Source organism: Winogradskya humida (assembly GCF_016862215.1).
Lineage (GTDB): Bacteria > Actinomycetota > Actinomycetes > Mycobacteriales > Micromonosporaceae > Actinoplanes > Actinoplanes humidus.
Map to the genome: position 1 here is coordinate 97,040 of NZ_BOMN01000115.1, position 16,707 is coordinate 113,746.

The following is a 16,707-nucleotide window of genomic DNA, read 5'->3' on the forward strand; positions in this document are numbered from 1 at the left end:
AAGGGCAGGCGGGGTGAGAAAGGGCAGGCGGGATGATCAGCGCAGGCGGAAGAGGACTTCGCCGGCGTCGGGGACGACGAGGGTGTCCGGGTCGGCGGTGAACGCGGCGATGTCGATGGTGGCGGGGTCGCGGTAGCCGAGGTTGGCTGCTCGGCAGACCGCTGAAGGGATGGCGGTGGCGAGGGTGACCTGGACTCGGAGGTGTTCCTCGCCGGTGGCCGGGTCGTACGTGCCGGCGCCGCGCAGGTGGGTGGAGTGGGCGAGCACTCCCCAGTGGACGTGCTTGAACGTGTCCCACTGTTTCACGAAGTAGTCGCGGCAGTGGTAGCCGATCTCGTGGATCTGGGGGTGGCTGGTGGCGATCTCGCGGATGTGCGGGGCGTAGAGGATGACCTCGCCACCGTCCGCCACGATCGGTTCGACCTTGTAGAAGCCCTTCGCGCCGGTCCAGATCTCGTCGTACATCGCGGGGATCAGGGACAGCACGCGGCGTACGGGGGCGTCGAGATAGGTGACGTGGGTGGCGGCGCTGACCTCGGCGGCGCTCGCCCAGGAGGACAGGCAGCCGCCGAACGAGACGGAGTGCAGGCCTCCTCCGGTGGCGGTGACCACGCTGAGGGCGTACTTCTCGGCGGGGATGAGGGCGGCGCCGTCGTTGATGAGGGCGCGGACCGGGGTGAGGCCGGTCGTGCCGATGATCTCGGCGGAGGTGATCAGCGCGCCGAGCCAGTGCGATACGTCGATGATCGTCTGACCGCCGACGCCGGGGAAGAAGTACTTGTTGCCGCCGGACATGCCGACCACCTCGTGCGGCAGGACCGGGCCGACGACCAGGGCGATGTCGTGGTCGAGGACCGCGCGGTTGAGCAGCACCTCGACGTCGCCGCTCATCCGGCCCTCGGAGAGCTCCTCGATCCGCGCGCCGGGGATGGTTCCGAGGTTGGCGAACGTCGACGGTTTCCACCACTCGTGGTTGATCACCTCGGTGCCGGGGAGCGGTGTCCCCAGGTGGGCATCGAGCTCTGCGCCGGTCATCGGGCGATGGGTGCCGAGCGCGATCAGGATCGTCAGCCGCGACACCCGGCCGTGCAGGGCCCGGTGCACGGCCCGGATCAGGAGCGGGAGCGGACAGGTACGCGTGGCGTCCGGCACGAGCACGCACACGCTCCGCCCGTCAAGATCCAGCCCGCCCAGCTGCTCGACGACGAAGCCGGTGACCTCGTCGTCGGTGAGGATGCGGTCAGGGCCGCCCAGTCGCTTGGATGAAGCCGGCCTCATGACGCTGTCCACTGCTGGGCCCAGGCGAACGACATGCGGTGGGACTCCTTCTTCGACGCGACGCTGGGCTCGTCGACCTCGATCATGTAGTCGCCGTCGTAGCCCGCCGGGATCGCGGCCAGCACGGCGTCGAAGTCGACCACGCCGAGACCCGGTTCGGCCCAGAGTCGTTTGCTGTCGGTCGCTTCACGGTACGACAGGTCGCGCCGATCGAGCAGGTCGGCGAAGCAGTCCTTGAGGTGGATCCCGCCGAGCCGGTCGGCGTACCGCGTGATGAACGCCGCCGGGTCGATGCCCGCCCAGCGCAGATGCCCGGTGTCCGGTCCGACGCCGATCACGTCCGGGCCGAGGTCGTCGAGCAGCTTCGTGATCTCGTGCTCGGTCTCGAAGACGCCGCCGACGTGCGAGTGGTGCAGCGGTCGCAGCCCCTCGGCGGCGAGCACCCGGCTGACCTGCCCGCAGGCGTCGATCGCCCGATCGAGCCGGCCCGCGTCGAAGCCGGTGCCCACGGCCGGTGCGGCGAGGCGTTCCGGGCGGCCCATCGAGGAGACCATCGTGCGGTCGAGACCCAGCGCGACCTGGACGGCGGCGAACCGTCTGGCCCGCTCGATCTCGTCGGCGAGCACCACGGTCTCGTCGAACGGGGAGTTGAACAGGCTCAGGGCCGGGCTCAGGCCGTACCCTGCGATCCAGTTCTGGTATTGATCTGCGGTCATGTCCTCGGGCACGTCCGCCTTGACCGCCGTGAAGCCGATCTCCTGGAAGTCGGCGAACGCCTCGGCGAGGACCTCGCGGGTCTTGCCCGCCGAAGCCCAGTAGGGGATGGGGTTCGCGGCGATGCGTCTCATGACAGGGTCACCGGGCGGCCGGTGCGCGCCGACTCGTAGGCCCCCGCGATGACCCCGATCGACTGCCGGTTGGTCTCCAGGTCGACGCGTAGCTTCTCGGTGCCCGCCAGCGCCCCGAGGAAGTTGAGATACTGGCGCTGATGGGTGTCACCGAGCCCCACGCTGCCAGAAACAGATGAGGTCATGCGCGTGCCGCCCATCAGCACCTCCGAGGGGACAGTTCCGGCAGGCGTCGAGTGAAAGAACGCCATCTGATCGTTGTCGATCACCGCGGAGCCTCGATCGCCGTGGACCTGCAGGCGGGCGCTCAGCCCCGGGTACGCCGACGTGGTCGCGTGCAGCACCCCGAGCGCCCCCGACGCGAACCGCACCACCCCGACCGCGACGTCCTCCACCTCGATGCGTTCGTGGGCCAGGGTCCCGGTGTACGCGAACACCTCCACGGGTCGCCCGAGCGCGGCGATGAGCAGGTCGACGGTGTGCACCCCCTGGTTCATCAGCGCGCCGCCGCCGTCGAGGTCCCACGTCCCACGCCAGTCCCCGGAGTCGTAGTAGCTCTGCCCGCGCCACCAGTCGATCGCCGCGATGCCCGACGTGAGCCGCCCGAACTCGCCGCGCTCGATCGCCGCCAGGGTCTGCTCCGTCGCCGGGTCGAAGCGGTGCTGCGAGATCACCGTGACGAGGGTGCCGGCCCGCTGCCGGGCCGCGATGATCTCGTCGGTACGCGCGACCGTGATCTCCGCCGGCTTCTCCAGGATCACGTGCTTGCCCGCGTTCAGCGCCTCGATCGCGACCTCGCCGTGCCTGCCGGTCGGCGTGCAGACCACCACGACGTCGACGTCCTCGGCGGACAGGGCCGCGCCCAGGGACGGGTACGGGCGGCCGCCGTGGTCGGCGGTCAGCCGCTCCGCGCGTACTGAGTCGACGTCGGCGACCGCGACCAGCTCGATGCGATCGCTGAGCGCCTGAATGACCGACCCGTGGTGTTTGCCGATCACCCCCGCGCCGACCAGGGCGAACTTCGTCTTCGGGGTCACTGGAACTCGATCTCCTCGGCTGTCAGCAGGTCGGTGAACGACTGCCAGGCGGTGCGGAACAGGTCCGGTCCGGAGAAACCGCCGGTGGTGTGGCCGGCGGCCAGGTGCGGTTCGAGGGAGAAGAATCCGTCGAACCCGTCGTGGTGAAGCGCCCGCATCGTCGCGGCCACCTCACCGTCGCCCTGCCCGGCCGGCACCACCGTGCCGTCGACGGCGAAGGCGTCCTTGATCTGTACGTACTCCACGTGCGGCCGCAGCATCGCGTACCCGTCGGTGTAGGGCCGGACCCCGACCTGGACGAAGTTCGCCGGGTCCCAGGCCAGCCGCAGGTACGGCGAGTCCACCGAGCGGACCAGGTCGAGGCAGCGTTCCGGCACGTCGCCGTAGATCTCCTTCTCGTTCTCGTGCAGCAGGATCAGGTCGGACTCCTCGGCTACGCGGGTCAGGGCGCGCATCCGGTCGATCACCTCACCGCGGTGCTCGGCGGGGTCGGCGCCGGGTGGCAGGAAGAACGAGAAGATCCGGATGTACGGCGCGCCGAGCAGGTGGGCCACCTCGGCGGCGTGGCGCATGCGGTCGAGGTGCGGCGCGAAGTCCTTGCGTACGCCTATCTTCCCGATCGGCGAGCCGATGCTGGACACCTGGAGCCCGTACCGTGCGAGGGTTTTCTTGACGGTGTCGAGTTGCTCGGGGGAGAGGTCGAGGATGTTGATGTCCCAGGCGCTGCGCACCTCGGCGAACGTGAGGCCGAGCCCCGCGGCGACCTCGCACTGCTCGGTGAAGTCGGGGGAGATCTCGTCGATGAAACCGGACAGCGTCCACATCAGTAGAGCCCTTCGATGAGCCGTTGTGCTTTCAACGCCTCCTGCGGGCCGATCCAGAACGGCTCCGGATCGCTCAGGCGGCGGTAGAAGTCGGCGATGAGCAGCTGGTGGGAGGCGCCCCAATAGCTACGCCCGCCGCCGCTCGCCGCCTGCTCGGCGATGACCTCGGTCCGCCCGTCCGCCCACGTGACGGTCAGGTCGCCGCGGATCAGCAGGGTGGCCCGCTCGGCGACGATCTCGATCGTGACCGGGGCGTCGGTGGCGTTGGCGAGCGTCGCGAAGAACGTGCTGCGGGCGCCGCCGGCGTGGTCGAGGATCAGGTGCGCGGTGTCCTCCACGTCGACGCCGGGGATGGCGAGGTAGCCGGCGGTCCGCCCGCGTGCCCGGGTGACGTCGCCGACCAGCCAGAGCAGCAGGTCCAGGGTGTGGATCGCCTGGTTGATCAGCACTCCGCCGCCGCTGCGTCTACGCTGCCCACGCCACGGACGGGCCCGGTAGTACGCCTCGTCGCGGTGCCACAGCACGGACGCCGACGCACCCCGGACCGCGCCGACCTTCCCCGAGGCGATCAGGTCATGAGCCGCCATCGAGGTCGGGTTGTAGCGGTTCTGCAGGCACACCCCGATCTTCCTGCCGGGGTACGCGCCGACCAGCTGCTCCGCCTCCGCGACGGTGTGCGCGACCGGCTTTTCGAGCAGAACGTGCGCGCCACTGCGAAGAGCTTTGAGAGCGACGGGTACGTGCTGGTCGTGCGGCGTACACACATGCACCACGTCCGGTTGGTCGCCGGCGTCGACCAGCTCGACGCCCAACTGGGAGATCGCCGCGAGATGCACCACCGACACGTCGCCGCGGCCGATCACCGCCACCCGGGTCACTTCACGCCGCCCGTGGTCAGCCCGCCCACCAGATAGCGCTGGAACACCAGGTAGAGCACGACCACCGGGACCGCGCAGATCAGTGCGGCGGCCATCATCTGCGAGTACACCGGGACCGCTCCGCCCTCCTGCGAGGAACCGAAGACCTGCAGCGCCACGGCCGCGGTGTGCGTGTCGGGCCGGGTCAGCACCGACGCGAACAGCACGTCGTTCCAGCCGAGCAGGAACGCGAAGATCCCGGCGACCACGATCGCCGGCAGGCTCAGCGGGAAGATGATGCGGCGCAGGATGACCAGCGTGGACGCGCCGTCGGTGCGGGCCGCCTCCTCCAGCTCGCGGGGCAGCCCGCGCAGATAGGTCACCATCACCCAGGTGGAGAACGGCAACGCGAACGTCAGGTACGCCACGAACAGCCCCCACCGGGTGCCGATCACGGTCAGCCCCAGATAGTTGCCGGCCGACGAGAACATCACGAACACCGGCAGCAGCATCAGCGTGCCCGGGATGCTCTGCAACCCGACCAGGCCCCGCAGGATCGTCAGCCGGCCCGTGAACGTGTAGCGGACCAGGACGTACGCCGTGGTCGTCCCGAGCAGCGCCGACGCGACCGCGGTCAGCGCGCACACGATCAGGCTGTTGACGATGCCGGTGAGCAGATCGGCCGTCGTCCAGACCCTGGTGTAGCTGTCCAGGCTGAACGAGCTCGGCCAGAACTCCCCGGACGCCACACCGACATCGCTGTTGAGCGAGGCCAGCACGATGTAGAGGATCGGCGCCAGCACGATCGCGCACAGCACCGCGGTCAGCGTGACGATCAACGGCCGGGGGAGCAGCCGGGTGGCTTCCGCCGAGGCGCTCATCGGCGGCCTCCTTCCTCGTGGACGTCCAGGCGTACGGCGCGCAGATAGGCGAAGAGCGGAATCGCGATGATGATCAGTGACACGACGGCCATCGCCGCGCTCAGCCCGAACCGCAGACTCTGGAAACTGGTGACGTAGACCAGCATCGGCATCACGTTGACGTCGTCCGGCGCGGGTGCCCCGAACAGCACGAACGGCAGCGTGAAATTGTTGATGTGGTTGAGCGTGGCGAGCAGGCAGGCCAGCAGCACCGGGCCGCGCAGATACGGCAGCACCACCCGGGTCAGCTTCGGCCACCACGTCGCGCCGTCGACCGCCGACGCCTCGTGCACCTCGTGGTCGACCGACTGCAGCGCGGCGAGCGCCATCAGGTAGATGAACGGCCACGCCGCCCAGATCTCCACCAGGATCAGCGCCCAGTACGACCGTGGCCCGCTCAGCCACAGCGAACCGTCCGCGCCGAGCCAGTTGTTCACCACCCCGTCGGGCTGCAACATGGTCCGCCAGACGGTGGCGACCACGAACGACGGCAGGACATACGGGATCAGGAAGACCGCACGGACCAGAGCGCGGCCACGGTACGCGTTCTGGGTGACCAGGGCGGCCGCTATGCCGATCGGGATCGTGGCGAGCGTGGACAGCACCGCGAACGACACGCTGATCCAGATGGAGTGCAGCAGCCCCGACCCCAGCGACTCCGTGTAGTTGCCGAGCCCGATGAACGGCGCCTGCACCCACCGGCGCAGCGTGTACTGGTCCAGGTCGATCGTCGAGATCCACCCCGCCAGGCCGAGCGGGAGCAGGATGACCAGGATCATCAGCGCCCCGCCCGGCGCGAGGAGCCACAGCGGCCGCTGCCGCATTACTTGGCCCGGTCGAGAGCCGATTGCGCCTTCTTCTGCGCGTCGGCGAGCCGGCCGTCGATCGTCGCGGTGCTGATCGAGCCCTTCGACAGGTCCGGGATGGACTGCACGACGGCGTTGGTCAGGGCGAGCTGCACGTCGGCCCAGGCGCCGGAGAACGGCGTCGCCACCGACTTCTGCTGCGCCTCGACGACGACTTTGAGCTTCGGGTCGGACTGCAGGCTCTGCGCCGCCGCCGCGTTCGACGGCAACTGGCCGAGCTGCTTGTAGATCTCCAGCTGGGCCGGCTCGTCGGTGATCAGCCTGACGAACTGGAACGCCAGGTCCTTGTTCTTGGAGTAGTCCGCGACCAGCAGGTTGTCGCCGGAGAGGATGCTCGCCGCCTCGACCCCGTTCGCCGGGCGGCTCGTCGCACCGGGCGGCACTGTCGGGAGCAGCGCGAACTGCCACTTGCCCTTGACCGCGCCCGCGTCGAGCGCCTTGGTCGCCAGCGCCGACGTCAGCGCCATGTAGCCGGTCTTACCCTCGGCGAACGCGGCGATCGCCTGCGAGTTGGTCCAGCCCACCGCCGCGGGATCGACCACCTTGTCGGTGGCCAGCCAGCCGAAATACGTCTGGTACGCCTTCTGCACCGCCGGATCCTGGATACGCGCCGTCTTCCCGTCCACAATCGGGTTACCGGCCTGCGCGGACATGCCCCAGATGAACTTCCACGGGTCGAAGTTGTCCTTGTACGCCACCGCCAGCCCGTGCTGGTCGCCGGTCGTCAGCTTCTTCGCCTGCTCGGTCAGCTCGTCCCAGGTCGTCGCGGGCTTGTCGATGCCCGCGGCCTTGAGCAGCTCGGTGTTGTAGACCATCACGAAAGGCCGCCCCACCCACGGGATGCCGATCTGGTTCTGCTCGTCCGGCCCCGAAATGCCCAGCGCCGACGGGATGAACTTCTCCTTGCCGCCGACCTGCTTCCACTGTTCGTCGCCCAGGGTCACAAAGGCCTTGGTGGAGTACGCCGTGGGCGTGAACGTCGTGCCGACCGCGTACACGTCGGGGCCGGAGCCGGACACCACCGACGTCTGGATCTTCGTGAGCTCGTCGTTGGCGCTCGCGAACGTCTCCCACTTCACGTCGGCGCCGGTCTGCGTCCTGAACTGCTCGGCGATGGACTTCTGCCAGGCCTGCTGCTCCTGGGGATACTGCGTGTTCGCCGCGATGAGCACGTTGATCGATTTACCGCCGCCGCTGTCGTCCCCGCCGCCGCACGCCGCCATCGCGAGCGTGAGGGTCAGGATCGCCGTGCCGGCCAAAGTTTTACTGGAGCGCATGTGGTCTCCTTCGTTTGTTACGCGATGGTTTCCTCACGGCGTCCGGCGGCACAATGAGTTGCCGTTTGTTGCCGGGGGCTGAGTTGCCGTTTGTTGCCGGGGGCTGAGCTGCCGTTTGTTGCCAGCGGCGTCGCTGCAACAGGTGGCAACCACTTGCCGCCGCGCCGGCCACCCGCGAACGCTCGGGCGATGGCTGCCCTGACGCTGCACCCCGACCGGCTGCTGCCCGCCGACCCGGGCGTCCGCTCCCTCGCCCGCCGCCTCTACCAGGGCGTACGCGACCTGCCGATCATCAGCCCGCACGGCCACGTCGACCCGCGCCTGCTGCTCGACGACACGCCGTTCGCGAACCCGGCCAGCCTGTTCATCCAGCCCGACCATTACGTGACGCGGTTGTTGCACGCGGGTGGCGTACCACTGGACGCTCTGGGGGTGGGGGAGCCGCCGCTGCCGGAGGCCCGGGCCCGCGAGGCGTGGCGCCTGCTCTGTGCACACTGGGACCTGCTGAGAGGTACGCCCGTCAGGTACTGGTTCGACAGCGAGCTCGCCGAGATCTTCGGCATCACCTCACGGCCGTCCGCGTCCAACGCCGATGATCTGTACGACGTGATCGCCGGACAGTTGGCGATGGACACCCACCGCCCCCGGGCCCTGCTGGACCGCTTCAATATCGAGTTCCTGGCCACCACCGACGACCCGGCCGACAACCTCGACGCCCACCGCGCCCTGCGCGCCGACCCCGCGATCACCGTGACGGTGGCGCCGACGTTCCGCCCGGACCGCTACCTGGAAGTGGGCCGCCCCGGATGGCCCGATCTGGTGCGCGACCTCGGCGACTACGCCGATTACATCGCGTGGCTCGAGGACCGCAGGCGCTACTTCGCCGACCACGGCGCGGTCTCCGCCGACCACGGCCACCTGGACGCCGGCACCGAACCGCTCTCCGCGAACGAGGCCTCGCGCATCTACCGGTCCGCGCTCGCCGGCACGGTCACCCCCGCCGAGGCCACCGCGTTCCGCCGCCACATGACCTTCGAGATGGCCCGGATGTCCTGCGACGACGGCCTGGTCATGACGCTGCACCCGGGCGTCCACCGCGGCCACCACCCACCGACCCTGCACCGCTTCGGCCCCGACACCGGCCACGACATCCCCGTAGCCGTCGAATACACCCGGTCCCTGCAGCCGCTGCTCGACCGCTTCGGCACCCACCCCGGCTTCCACCTGGTCCTGTTCACCGTGGACCCGGACGTCTACACCCGCGAGATCGCCCCGCTCGCCGGCTTCTACCCCTCCGTCTACGCCGGCGCCCCCTGGTGGTTCCTCGACAACCCCGCCTCGATCGCCCACTTCCAGCACGCGATCACCGAGATCGCCGGCTTCACCCGCCTCTCCGGCTTCATCGACGACACCCGCGCCTTCTGCTCCATCCCCGCCCGCCACGACATGTCCCGCCGCCTCGACGCCGCCTTCCTGGCGAACCTGGTCGCCACACACCGCCTGGACGAGGACGAAGCCCTGGACACCCTGACCGCGCTCGTCCGCCACCAGCCCCGGAAGGTGTTCAAACTGTGAAACACCATCTCCACCTCGGCCTCGGCAACTTCTTCCGAGCCCACCAGGCCTGGTACACCGGCGCGGACCCCACCTGGGACATCACCGCCTTCACCGGCCGCTCACCCGACCTGGCAGCCGCGCTGACCCGCCAGAACTGCCGCTACAACCTGGTGGTCCGCGGCCCCTCGGAAGACCGCATCGAGCCACAGACCGCGATCAAAACGGCGCTCCCCGGCACCGACCTGGCAGCGTGGTGCTCCTGGATGTCCCGCCCCTCGGTCGCCGTCCTCACCCTGACGGTCACCGAAGCGGCCTACGCGGACTTCGTCCCCCGCCGCCTGATCGCCGGCCTGACGGCCCGCCGCGCCGCCGGAGCAGGCCCGATCGCCATCGTCCCCTGCGACAACATCCCCGCCAACGGCTCCACAACCGCGCGCGCAGTGACGGCCCTCGCAGACCCCGCCCTCGCCCGCTGGATCACCGACAACGTCACGTTCGTGACCACGATGGTCGACCGGATCACCCCCCGCAACCCCGCCCCCGGCGTCGACGTGATCACCGAATCCTTCACCGAATGGATCCTCAGCGGCGACTTCCCCGCCGGCCGCCCCACCTGGGAGGCCGCCGGAGCCCGCTTCGTGACCGACGTGGTCCCGCACGAAACCCGCAAACTCCTCCTCCTCAACGGCGCCCACACCCTCTTGGCATACGCCGGAAGCGCCCTCGGCCACACCACAGTGGCGTCCGCGGTGGCCGACCCCACCTGCCGAACCTGGCTCAACGAATGGTGGGACGAAGCCTCCCGCCACGTCCCCCTCCCCGCCCCCGAACTCCTGGCCTACCGCGCAGCCCTGCTCACCCGCTTCGCCAACCCCCGCATCCGCCACACCCTCGCCCAGATAGCCACCGACGGCTCCCAAAAACTCCCCATCCGAGTCCTCCCCGTCCTCCGTGCCGAACGCTCCGCCGGCCGCCTCCCCACCGGAGCCATCCGCATCCTGGCGTCCTGGATCAACCACCTCCGCGGCACGGGCGCCCCCCTCAACGACACAGCCGCAGCCCCCTACCTCGACCGCGCCTCCTCCTCCCGCGCCATCCTCACCCTCCTGGCCCCCGACCTCGCCCACGACGAGGACCTCCTCAAAGCCCTCCCGTAGCGTCCCCAAATGCGACAATTGCCGCATGATCCCGGTGCGCGGCGTAATAACAGGCTCCCTCCTGGCGGCCGCCGCCAGCGCCATGCTGTCCCCACCGGGCTCTCCCGCGCCTACACAGCCCGGGCCTGCATCGTCGGTGTTCACCCGCCTTGGCGTCACCGGCGGCCACGAGGGCCTGCAGGCACTGGTCAGGGGCACGGTGCAGCTCGTCGACGGCTGCTTCCTGCTCGGCGAAAGCCCCAACCGCGAGGTCATCATCTGGCCCCATGGCACGCACGTGACGGGCAACAAGATCACGCTCCCGGACGGTGCCACACTCACGATCGGCGACACCGTGCAGGGCGGCGGCGGCCATCACCAGGCCGACTACCAGGACCTCCGCCTGACCTCGGACTCCCCGACGGTCCACCGAGTGGTGAGTTGCTCCCGCCGGACGAACGCCCGCTCGGTAGCGGTCTTCAACTCCTACTCCTACGGCCCGATCCGTCGTGACAAAGGGTGACCTGCGGCAGGCCATATGTGTTGTGCCCAGACATGTCTGGCACGCGCTTGACAGCCTCCGCCGCGAAAAGTTGCGACATCCAGGCTCCCAGCGCAACAGTTGATTGCCCGCCGCCGCTCTGGTAGCCGTCTCGCTACTGACCGCTTTAGGGTCTGCGTTATGAGACTTCATCCCGGTGAGCCCGAGGTTGCCGACTGGCGGGTGGTGCCGGTGACCGAGGTTGTCCGGCGGCTGCGTGAGGCGTCACCCGGCGTCACCGGGCGGCCGCGGGTGATCGCCATCGACGGGCGGGGCGGCGCTGGCAAGACGACGCTGGCTGAGCGGTTGCGGGAGGCCGTACCGGGCTCGGCTGTCGTACACACCGATGATGTTGCTTGGAACCAGGCGTACTTCGACTGGGGTGGCCTGCTTGCCGAGTACATCCTGCAGCCCCTGCACCGCGGCGAGGCCGTCGACTTCCGCCCGCCCGCGTGGGCCGCCCACGACCGCCCGGGCTCCATCACCGTCCTCGCAGGCGCTGACACCGTCTGGGTCGAGGGCACCGGGGTCATCCGCGAAGAGCTTGCCCCCTGGCTGGACGCCTCGGTGTGGATCCAGGGTGACCTCGACGAGCAGGAGCGCCTGCTGGCCGCCCGCGATGGTGACTCTCCCGAGCAGCGTGAGCATGTGGCGAACTGGTTGAAAGAAGAGCTGCCGTTCCTGCTCCGCGAACAACCCTGGGCTCACGCGACCCTGATCGTCGCAGGCCCCGCGCAGCTCGCCCATGATCCCGGCACCGAGCTGGTGGTCGCGCGCTGAAGGGCATACAGGCTGTATCTGCCTGCCCGGCGTTGAGCCGTATTCACTGGTTCTCGACGGTTTGCCGGAGAAAGGTATTTGAGATCATGAATGCAGTGAAGCCGCTGGACGGCCGGGTCGCCGTTGTCACCGGGGCGTCCTCGGGGATCGGTGCCGCCACGGCGGTGCGCCTGGCCGCTGACGGGGCTCGCGTGGTGCTGCTGGCCCGCCGGACCGAGCGGATCGAGGCGCTGGCGGCGACCATCGGTGAGAATGCGCTGGCCCTGACGGTCGATGTCACCGATCCCGCGGAGCTGGATGCCGCCGCGCGAACCGTGGCGTCGGTGTTCGGGGCGGTGGATCTTGTTGTTGCCAACGCCGGGGTCATGCTGATCGCGCCGTTCGCGGAGGGGCGCCGGGACGAGTGGCAGCAGATGCTGTCGCTGAACGTGATGGGGGTGCTGGACACCGTACGCGCGTTCCTGCCCGGCCTGCTCGAGAACGCCGACGCCGGCCGTGCTGCCGACCTGGTGATCGTTTCGTCGCTGGGGGCGCGCCAGTTCTCCCCGGGGTTCGGCGTCTACTCCGTGACGAAAGCCGGGGTCAGTGCCCTGGCAGCCAGCCTGCGCGCGGAGTTCGCCGAGCGGGGGCTGCGGGTCACCAACGTCGAGCCCGGCGTCACCGACAGCGAACTCGGCTCGAAGATCCTGCACGACGAGTGGCGGGAGATGCTCAACGCGCGCAAGGCAAAGATGAACACGCTCGCGGCCGAGGACATCGCCGACGCTATCGCCGATGCCGTAGCGCGCGGGCGCAACGTGCACATCCGCGAGCTCATCGTTCACCCGACGAGCTGACCGGATCCCGCCCGCCCGGGACGACGGAGGCATCGGGGACGGCGGAGGCATCGGGGGCGGCGGAGGCATCGGGGGCGGCGGGCAGGAAGACCAGGTACTGGTCCCGTTCGGGGATATCGGTCACCTCGCAGGCGAGTGTCGCCCGGCCGATCCGTACCTCGGTCACGTCGACGGCGGTGTCCCGGAGAAAGCCGACCGGCGCTTCCTGCCACACCTGCTCGAACCGTTCACTGCGCTCGCGCAGCTCATCGACGAGGTCGCGGGTGATGGCGTCGTCCGGGTAGCGGGCGCGGGCGCTGCGCAGCCGGGCCGCCGCGAATCGTGACAGGGCGCTCAGGCCCGGTGAACCCCAGACGTCGTCGTCGTCCGCGGGCAGGAAGTGCCGGCGGGCCAGGTTGCGATCGGCCGGGTGGCCCGCGGCGAAGTCCTCGAGAAGGTCGATGGAAGCGCTGTTCTGGCCGATGACGTCGAGGCGGGCGCTGCACGCCAGGACGGGGACCGGCAGGCTCTCGATCAGCTGACGCGTACGCCCGCTGAGCTCCATGGCCGGCGCTGCGGGACGGGGCGGTGCCTGCTCGGCGAGGTCGAAGAGGTGCTGCGTCTCGCCCGCGGTGAGCCGCAGCACCCGGGCGACCGCGCCCAGCACGTCGGGTGAGGGCTGGGAACCGCGGGCCTGCTCGATCTGGGTGTAGTGGATCTCGGAGATGTTCGCGAGCTCGGCGACTTCCGATCGGCGCAGCCCCGGTGTCCGCCGGTTCCTGAGCGGCAGGCCCAGCTCGGCGGGGCTGGTGCGCTCCCGCCGCGACCGCAGAAATTGTCCGAGTGCCTCGCGGTGCATGACCGCATCGTGCCACACCACCGACCCCTTCGAACCAGGAGATAACGCCATGCACCGCGTCGCCGTCGTCGTCGGCAGCACCCGCCCGGCCCGCATCAGCCTCGACGTCGCCCACTGGGCCCGAGCTGCGAGCCTTCTGACGTGGAGCATCACCGGCGGGGCACGAGGCGCCGCTCAGTTCCGCCAGGTCCTGCAGGGCCTGCACATGACGCCGGCCGGGACCTACATCGAGACTCCGCTGACGGACGCGGACGTCGACGCCGAAGGGCAACTCCTCGACGCGGAGACCACCTTCGGCCGGACGCGACCCTCCCTGCACGCCCTGGACGGTGAGTTCAGCGCTCTGCTCGGCCGGCCCACACGCTGACCATCGGCGCACCCACCACGAGTCCCGTTTCCCGCGCCGCGGTGACGGCTTCCTGCAGCACGACGCGTTCCGGCCGGCCCTGCGACCGGGCGAGGGCGGCGACGTCCTCGAACTCCGGCATGACCTGGACCAGCACTCCGTCGCGGTGGCCGATCTTCACGGTGATCTGGCCGGTGCCGACCTTGACCGGTACGAACGCTCGGTCCAGTGCGGTCTTGTCGCGCGGGCTGCGCCGGACGCCGAGGGTGCTCGTGTCGCGGAAGATGCGGTCGGTCAGCGGGTCGGCGAGCGTGGGTGGGCAGAGGACGCTGAGGGTGTGGGCCGGGCGGCCCTTTTTCATCAGGATCGGGACCAGCCAGGCGTCCGACGCGCCGAGGTCGAGCAGCCCGGCCAGCACCCCCGGCCACAGTCGTGGATCCAGGTCGTCGATGTTGGCTTCGAGGAGCATCGCCGGTTCTGCGAGCGATGAAGCGATCGGTGAAGAGCGGGTGCCGATCAGGACGCGGACGACGTTCGCCCGCCCGGCAGGGTCCCGGCCGCCCGCGCCGACCCCGACAAGATCCAGCGTCAGCGGCGGCAGAGGTTCGCACACGCCGGCCCATGTTCGCAGCAGCGCCATCCCTGTCGGCGTCGCGAGCTCTCCATCACCACCAGCCAGGACCTGCCAGCCCTTGGCGAGTTCCGTGACCGCGGGCGCGGGAACGGGCAACACCCCATGACGGGTACGCACACTGCCCGACCCGACCGCCACAGGCCCTGCCGACACGCTCGTGATCCCCAGGTCCTCCAGCGCCGCACAGCACCCGACCACGTCCGCGATCGCGTCCAGCGCCCCGACCTCATGAAAGTGCACCTCCGCAACGTCGACGCCGTGCACGCGCGCTTCCGCCTCGGCCAGCCGCTCGAACACCGCGTGCGCCGTCCCCGTCACCAGAGTGCGGATCTCCCGCCAGGTCCGCGCCGGTGGCTGGTCGTCAAGAGCGGAGACGTCGGCCTTCCAAGCGCGCAGCCCGCCACGCCGGACCTCCCGCTCGCTGATCCGCACAGCCCCGCCGGCCACCGCGTCGACCGCCTCCTGCACCACGCTCAACCGGGCACCCGCGTCGAGCAACGCCCCGAGCAGCATGTCCCCAGCGACCCCCGCCGACGCGTCGATCCAGGCGTGCCGACTCATGCCGCCCCCATGACGCGAGAAGATCCGCGGCCGCGGAGCGAGAGTGCGCGTCTCATGCCGGCATCGGGGCGGCGATCTGGGCGGCGAGGTGGCCCGCGCCGTAGCCGTTGTCGATGTTGACCACGGCTACGCCGGGTGCGCACGCGTTGAGCATGGTCAGCAGCGGTGCGAGCCCCTCGAACGCGGCGCCGTACCCCACCGACGTCGGCACGGCGACCACGGGAGCGGCGATCAACCCGGCCACCACCCCCGGCAGCGCGCCGTCCATGCCGGCGACCACGACGACGACCCGGGCGCGGCGCATGGGTTCCACGTACGACAGCACCCGGTGCAGCCCCGCCACACCGACATCCACCACGAGGTCGGTGGCGCGGCCGAGGTACCGGGCGGTCAGCGCCGCCTCCCACGCCACCGGCAGGTCGGAGGTGCCCGCAGCGACGACCATGACCGTCCCGCCGGTCGGCTTCGGTTCGTCGGCCGGCCACGCGAGGATTCCCGCCATCGAGTCGTGGAAAGCGTCCGGCAGCACCCCCAGCACCGCCGCGGCATGCTCCGGCCCCGCCCGAGTGAACAGGGCCACGGCGTCAGCCCGGTCCCGCAGAGCCTCGGCGATCCCCGCCACCTGCTCCGGCGTCTTCCCGGCGCAGTAGACGGCCTCCGGATAGCCTCGCCGCTGCACACGATCAAAATCCAGCTTTGCGTACGCCCCCAGCTCACTCACCGACGACCGGGCCCGAGATCGCCGCGTGGGTGAAGGCGCCGGACTGGATGCCGCCCAGGTCGAGCGTGACGAACCGGAAACCCGCCCCCGTCACCGCCGCGTGGATCTGCGAGCGCAGCGGATCGGCGACCGCCCGCACCACGTCGGCGGCGGGTAACTCGAGGCGGGCGATGTCGCCGTGGTGGCGTACCCGTAGGTCCTGGAATCCGAGCCGGCGCAGGGCAGCCTCGGCCTCCTCCACCTGGCTGAGCTTGAGCGGGCTGACGATGGAGAAGTGCGGGATCCGGGAGGCGAGGCAGGGTGCCGCGGGCTTGTCGGCGCAGGGCAGGGCGAATACGCGCGCGATCCGGCGCACGGCGGCCTTGTCGAGCCCGGCGGCGACCAGCGGGGTCAGCACCCGGTGGGCGACCGCGGCCCGGGCCCCCGGGCGGTCGTTCCGGCGTACGTCATCGGTGTTCTCGCCGTAGGCGATCGCGTCCAGTCCGTGCGCGACCACCACCTTGTCGCCGATCCTGGTGAACAGCTCGTCCTTGCAGTGGAAGCAGCGGTCCGGGCCGTTCGCCTGGTACGCGGGACGGTCACCCTCGTAGGTCCGGATTTCGGTGACGGCGACCCCGATGTGCCGGGCGACCGCGTGGGCCGCTGCTCGTTCGTCGGCGGCGAGGCTCGGGGAGACGCCCAGGATCGCGATGACACGGTCGGGGCCGAGGGCGCGGGCGGCCAGGGCGAGCAGCACCGAGGAGTCGACGCCGCCGGAGAACGCCACGCCGAGCCGGGTGACGCCGGCCAGCCGGCGTTCGATGTCGGCGATGGCCCGCCCTGCCTCGTCCTGCTCGAAGGGGTTCATCAC

At 70.2% G+C, this 16,707-nt stretch carries 18 protein-coding genes; 6 read left to right on the plus strand and 12 right to left on the minus strand.

Annotation, left to right across the window (positions count from 1 at the left end):
• Positions 1-36: 36 nt before the first annotated feature.
• Genes Ahu01nite_RS40350 through Ahu01nite_RS40385 form a run of 8 tightly spaced genes read right to left on the minus strand, consistent with a single transcriptional unit; the run spans position 37 to position 7,907 of the window.
• Positions 37-1,278, minus strand: coding sequence for a lactate racemase domain-containing protein (locus tag Ahu01nite_RS40350; protein WP_203842034.1), 1,242 nt, complete (start codon positions 1,276-1,278; stop codon positions 37-39).
• The gene (locus Ahu01nite_RS40355) at positions 1,275-2,126 is read right to left on the minus strand and encodes a sugar phosphate isomerase/epimerase family protein (RefSeq protein ID WP_203842035.1); all 852 of its coding nucleotides are present in this window, start codon (positions 2,124-2,126) and stop codon (positions 1,275-1,277) included. Before Ahu01nite_RS40355 ends, Ahu01nite_RS40350 begins: the two co-directional genes overlap by 4 nt.
• Positions 2,123-3,163, minus strand: coding sequence for a Gfo/Idh/MocA family protein (locus tag Ahu01nite_RS40360; protein ID WP_203842036.1), 1,041 nt, complete (start codon positions 3,161-3,163; stop codon positions 2,123-2,125). Before Ahu01nite_RS40360 ends, Ahu01nite_RS40355 begins: the two co-directional genes overlap by 4 nt.
• Positions 3,160-3,987: a sugar phosphate isomerase/epimerase family protein gene (locus tag Ahu01nite_RS40365; RefSeq protein ID WP_203842037.1), complete on the minus strand. Its 828-nt coding sequence runs from the start codon at positions 3,985-3,987 to the stop codon at positions 3,160-3,162. Before Ahu01nite_RS40365 ends, Ahu01nite_RS40360 begins: the two co-directional genes overlap by 4 nt.
• The gene (locus Ahu01nite_RS40370; protein WP_203842038.1) at positions 3,987-4,856 is read right to left on the minus strand and encodes a Gfo/Idh/MocA family protein; all 870 of its coding nucleotides are present in this window, start codon (positions 4,854-4,856) and stop codon (positions 3,987-3,989) included. The genes Ahu01nite_RS40365 and Ahu01nite_RS40370 overlap by 1 nt, the downstream gene beginning before the upstream one ends.
• 5 nt (positions 4,857-4,861) lie before the next feature.
• Entirely contained in the window at positions 4,862-5,725 is an 864-nt protein-coding gene (locus Ahu01nite_RS40375) for a carbohydrate ABC transporter permease (protein ID WP_203842039.1), read from the minus strand.
• Positions 5,722-6,588, minus strand: coding sequence for a carbohydrate ABC transporter permease (locus Ahu01nite_RS40380; RefSeq protein WP_203842040.1), 867 nt, complete (start codon positions 6,586-6,588; stop codon positions 5,722-5,724). The genes Ahu01nite_RS40375 and Ahu01nite_RS40380 overlap by 4 nt, the downstream gene beginning before the upstream one ends.
• Positions 6,588-7,907 (minus strand): ABC transporter substrate-binding protein, encoded by a 1,320-nt coding sequence (locus Ahu01nite_RS40385; RefSeq protein ID WP_203842041.1) that lies wholly within the window; start codon positions 7,905-7,907, stop codon positions 6,588-6,590. The genes Ahu01nite_RS40380 and Ahu01nite_RS40385 overlap by 1 nt, the downstream gene beginning before the upstream one ends.
• 189 nt (positions 7,908-8,096) lie before the next feature.
• Between Ahu01nite_RS40385 and uxaC the strand changes: the two genes are divergently transcribed.
• The 5 genes from uxaC (at position 8,097) to Ahu01nite_RS40410 (ending at position 12,757) form a co-directional block, all read left to right on the plus strand.
• Positions 8,097-9,482, plus strand: coding sequence for a glucuronate isomerase (uxaC, locus tag Ahu01nite_RS40390; protein WP_203842042.1), 1,386 nt, complete (start codon positions 8,097-8,099; stop codon positions 9,480-9,482).
• Positions 9,479-10,621, plus strand: a complete 1,143-nt coding sequence (locus tag Ahu01nite_RS40395; RefSeq protein WP_203842043.1) for a mannitol dehydrogenase family protein — start codon at positions 9,479-9,481, stop codon at positions 10,619-10,621. Before uxaC ends, Ahu01nite_RS40395 begins: the two co-directional genes overlap by 4 nt.
• Positions 10,622-10,757: 136 nt before the next feature.
• On the plus strand, positions 10,758-11,123 hold the full coding sequence (locus Ahu01nite_RS40400) for a hypothetical protein (protein ID WP_203842044.1): 366 nt from the start codon (positions 10,758-10,760) through the stop codon (positions 11,121-11,123).
• Between the two features lie 159 nt (positions 11,124-11,282).
• Positions 11,283-11,921, plus strand: a complete 639-nt coding sequence (locus Ahu01nite_RS40405) for a uridine kinase family protein (protein ID WP_239159520.1) — start codon at positions 11,283-11,285, stop codon at positions 11,919-11,921.
• An 86-nt stretch (positions 11,922-12,007) separates the two neighbouring features.
• Entirely contained in the window at positions 12,008-12,757 is a 750-nt protein-coding gene (locus tag Ahu01nite_RS40410) for an SDR family oxidoreductase (protein ID WP_203842045.1), read from the plus strand.
• On the opposite strand, the gene Ahu01nite_RS40415 is transcribed toward Ahu01nite_RS40410, so the two are convergent.
• Positions 12,735-13,595, minus strand: coding sequence for an MmyB family transcriptional regulator (locus Ahu01nite_RS40415; protein WP_203842046.1), 861 nt, complete (start codon positions 13,593-13,595; stop codon positions 12,735-12,737). The genes Ahu01nite_RS40410 and Ahu01nite_RS40415 overlap by 23 nt on opposite strands.
• A gap of 49 nt (positions 13,596-13,644) precedes the next feature.
• Here Ahu01nite_RS40415 and Ahu01nite_RS40420 point away from each other — a divergent pair, with 49 nt between their 5' ends.
• A complete protein-coding gene (locus Ahu01nite_RS40420; RefSeq protein WP_203842047.1) occupies positions 13,645-13,962 on the plus strand; it encodes a hypothetical protein in 318 nt (105 codons plus the stop codon).
• On the opposite strand, the gene larC is transcribed toward Ahu01nite_RS40420, so the two are convergent.
• Genes larC through larE form a run of 3 tightly spaced genes read right to left on the minus strand, consistent with a single transcriptional unit; the run spans position 13,931 to position 16,704 of the window.
• Positions 13,931-15,136 carry a nickel pincer cofactor biosynthesis protein LarC gene (larC, locus tag Ahu01nite_RS40425; protein WP_203842048.1) on the minus strand — a complete coding sequence of 402 codons (1,206 nt, stop codon included), beginning with the start codon at positions 15,134-15,136 and terminating at the stop codon, positions 13,931-13,933. The genes Ahu01nite_RS40420 and larC overlap by 32 nt on opposite strands.
• A gap of 52 nt (positions 15,137-15,188) precedes the next feature.
• On the minus strand, positions 15,189-15,857 hold the full coding sequence (gene larB, locus Ahu01nite_RS40430; RefSeq protein WP_203842049.1) for a nickel pincer cofactor biosynthesis protein LarB: 669 nt from the start codon (positions 15,855-15,857) through the stop codon (positions 15,189-15,191).
• Complete coding sequence (larE, locus tag Ahu01nite_RS40435) at positions 15,850-16,704, minus strand: ATP-dependent sacrificial sulfur transferase LarE (protein WP_203842050.1); 855 nt, start codon at positions 16,702-16,704, stop codon at positions 15,850-15,852. Before larE ends, larB begins: the two co-directional genes overlap by 8 nt.
• Positions 16,705-16,707 lie beyond the last annotated feature (3 nt).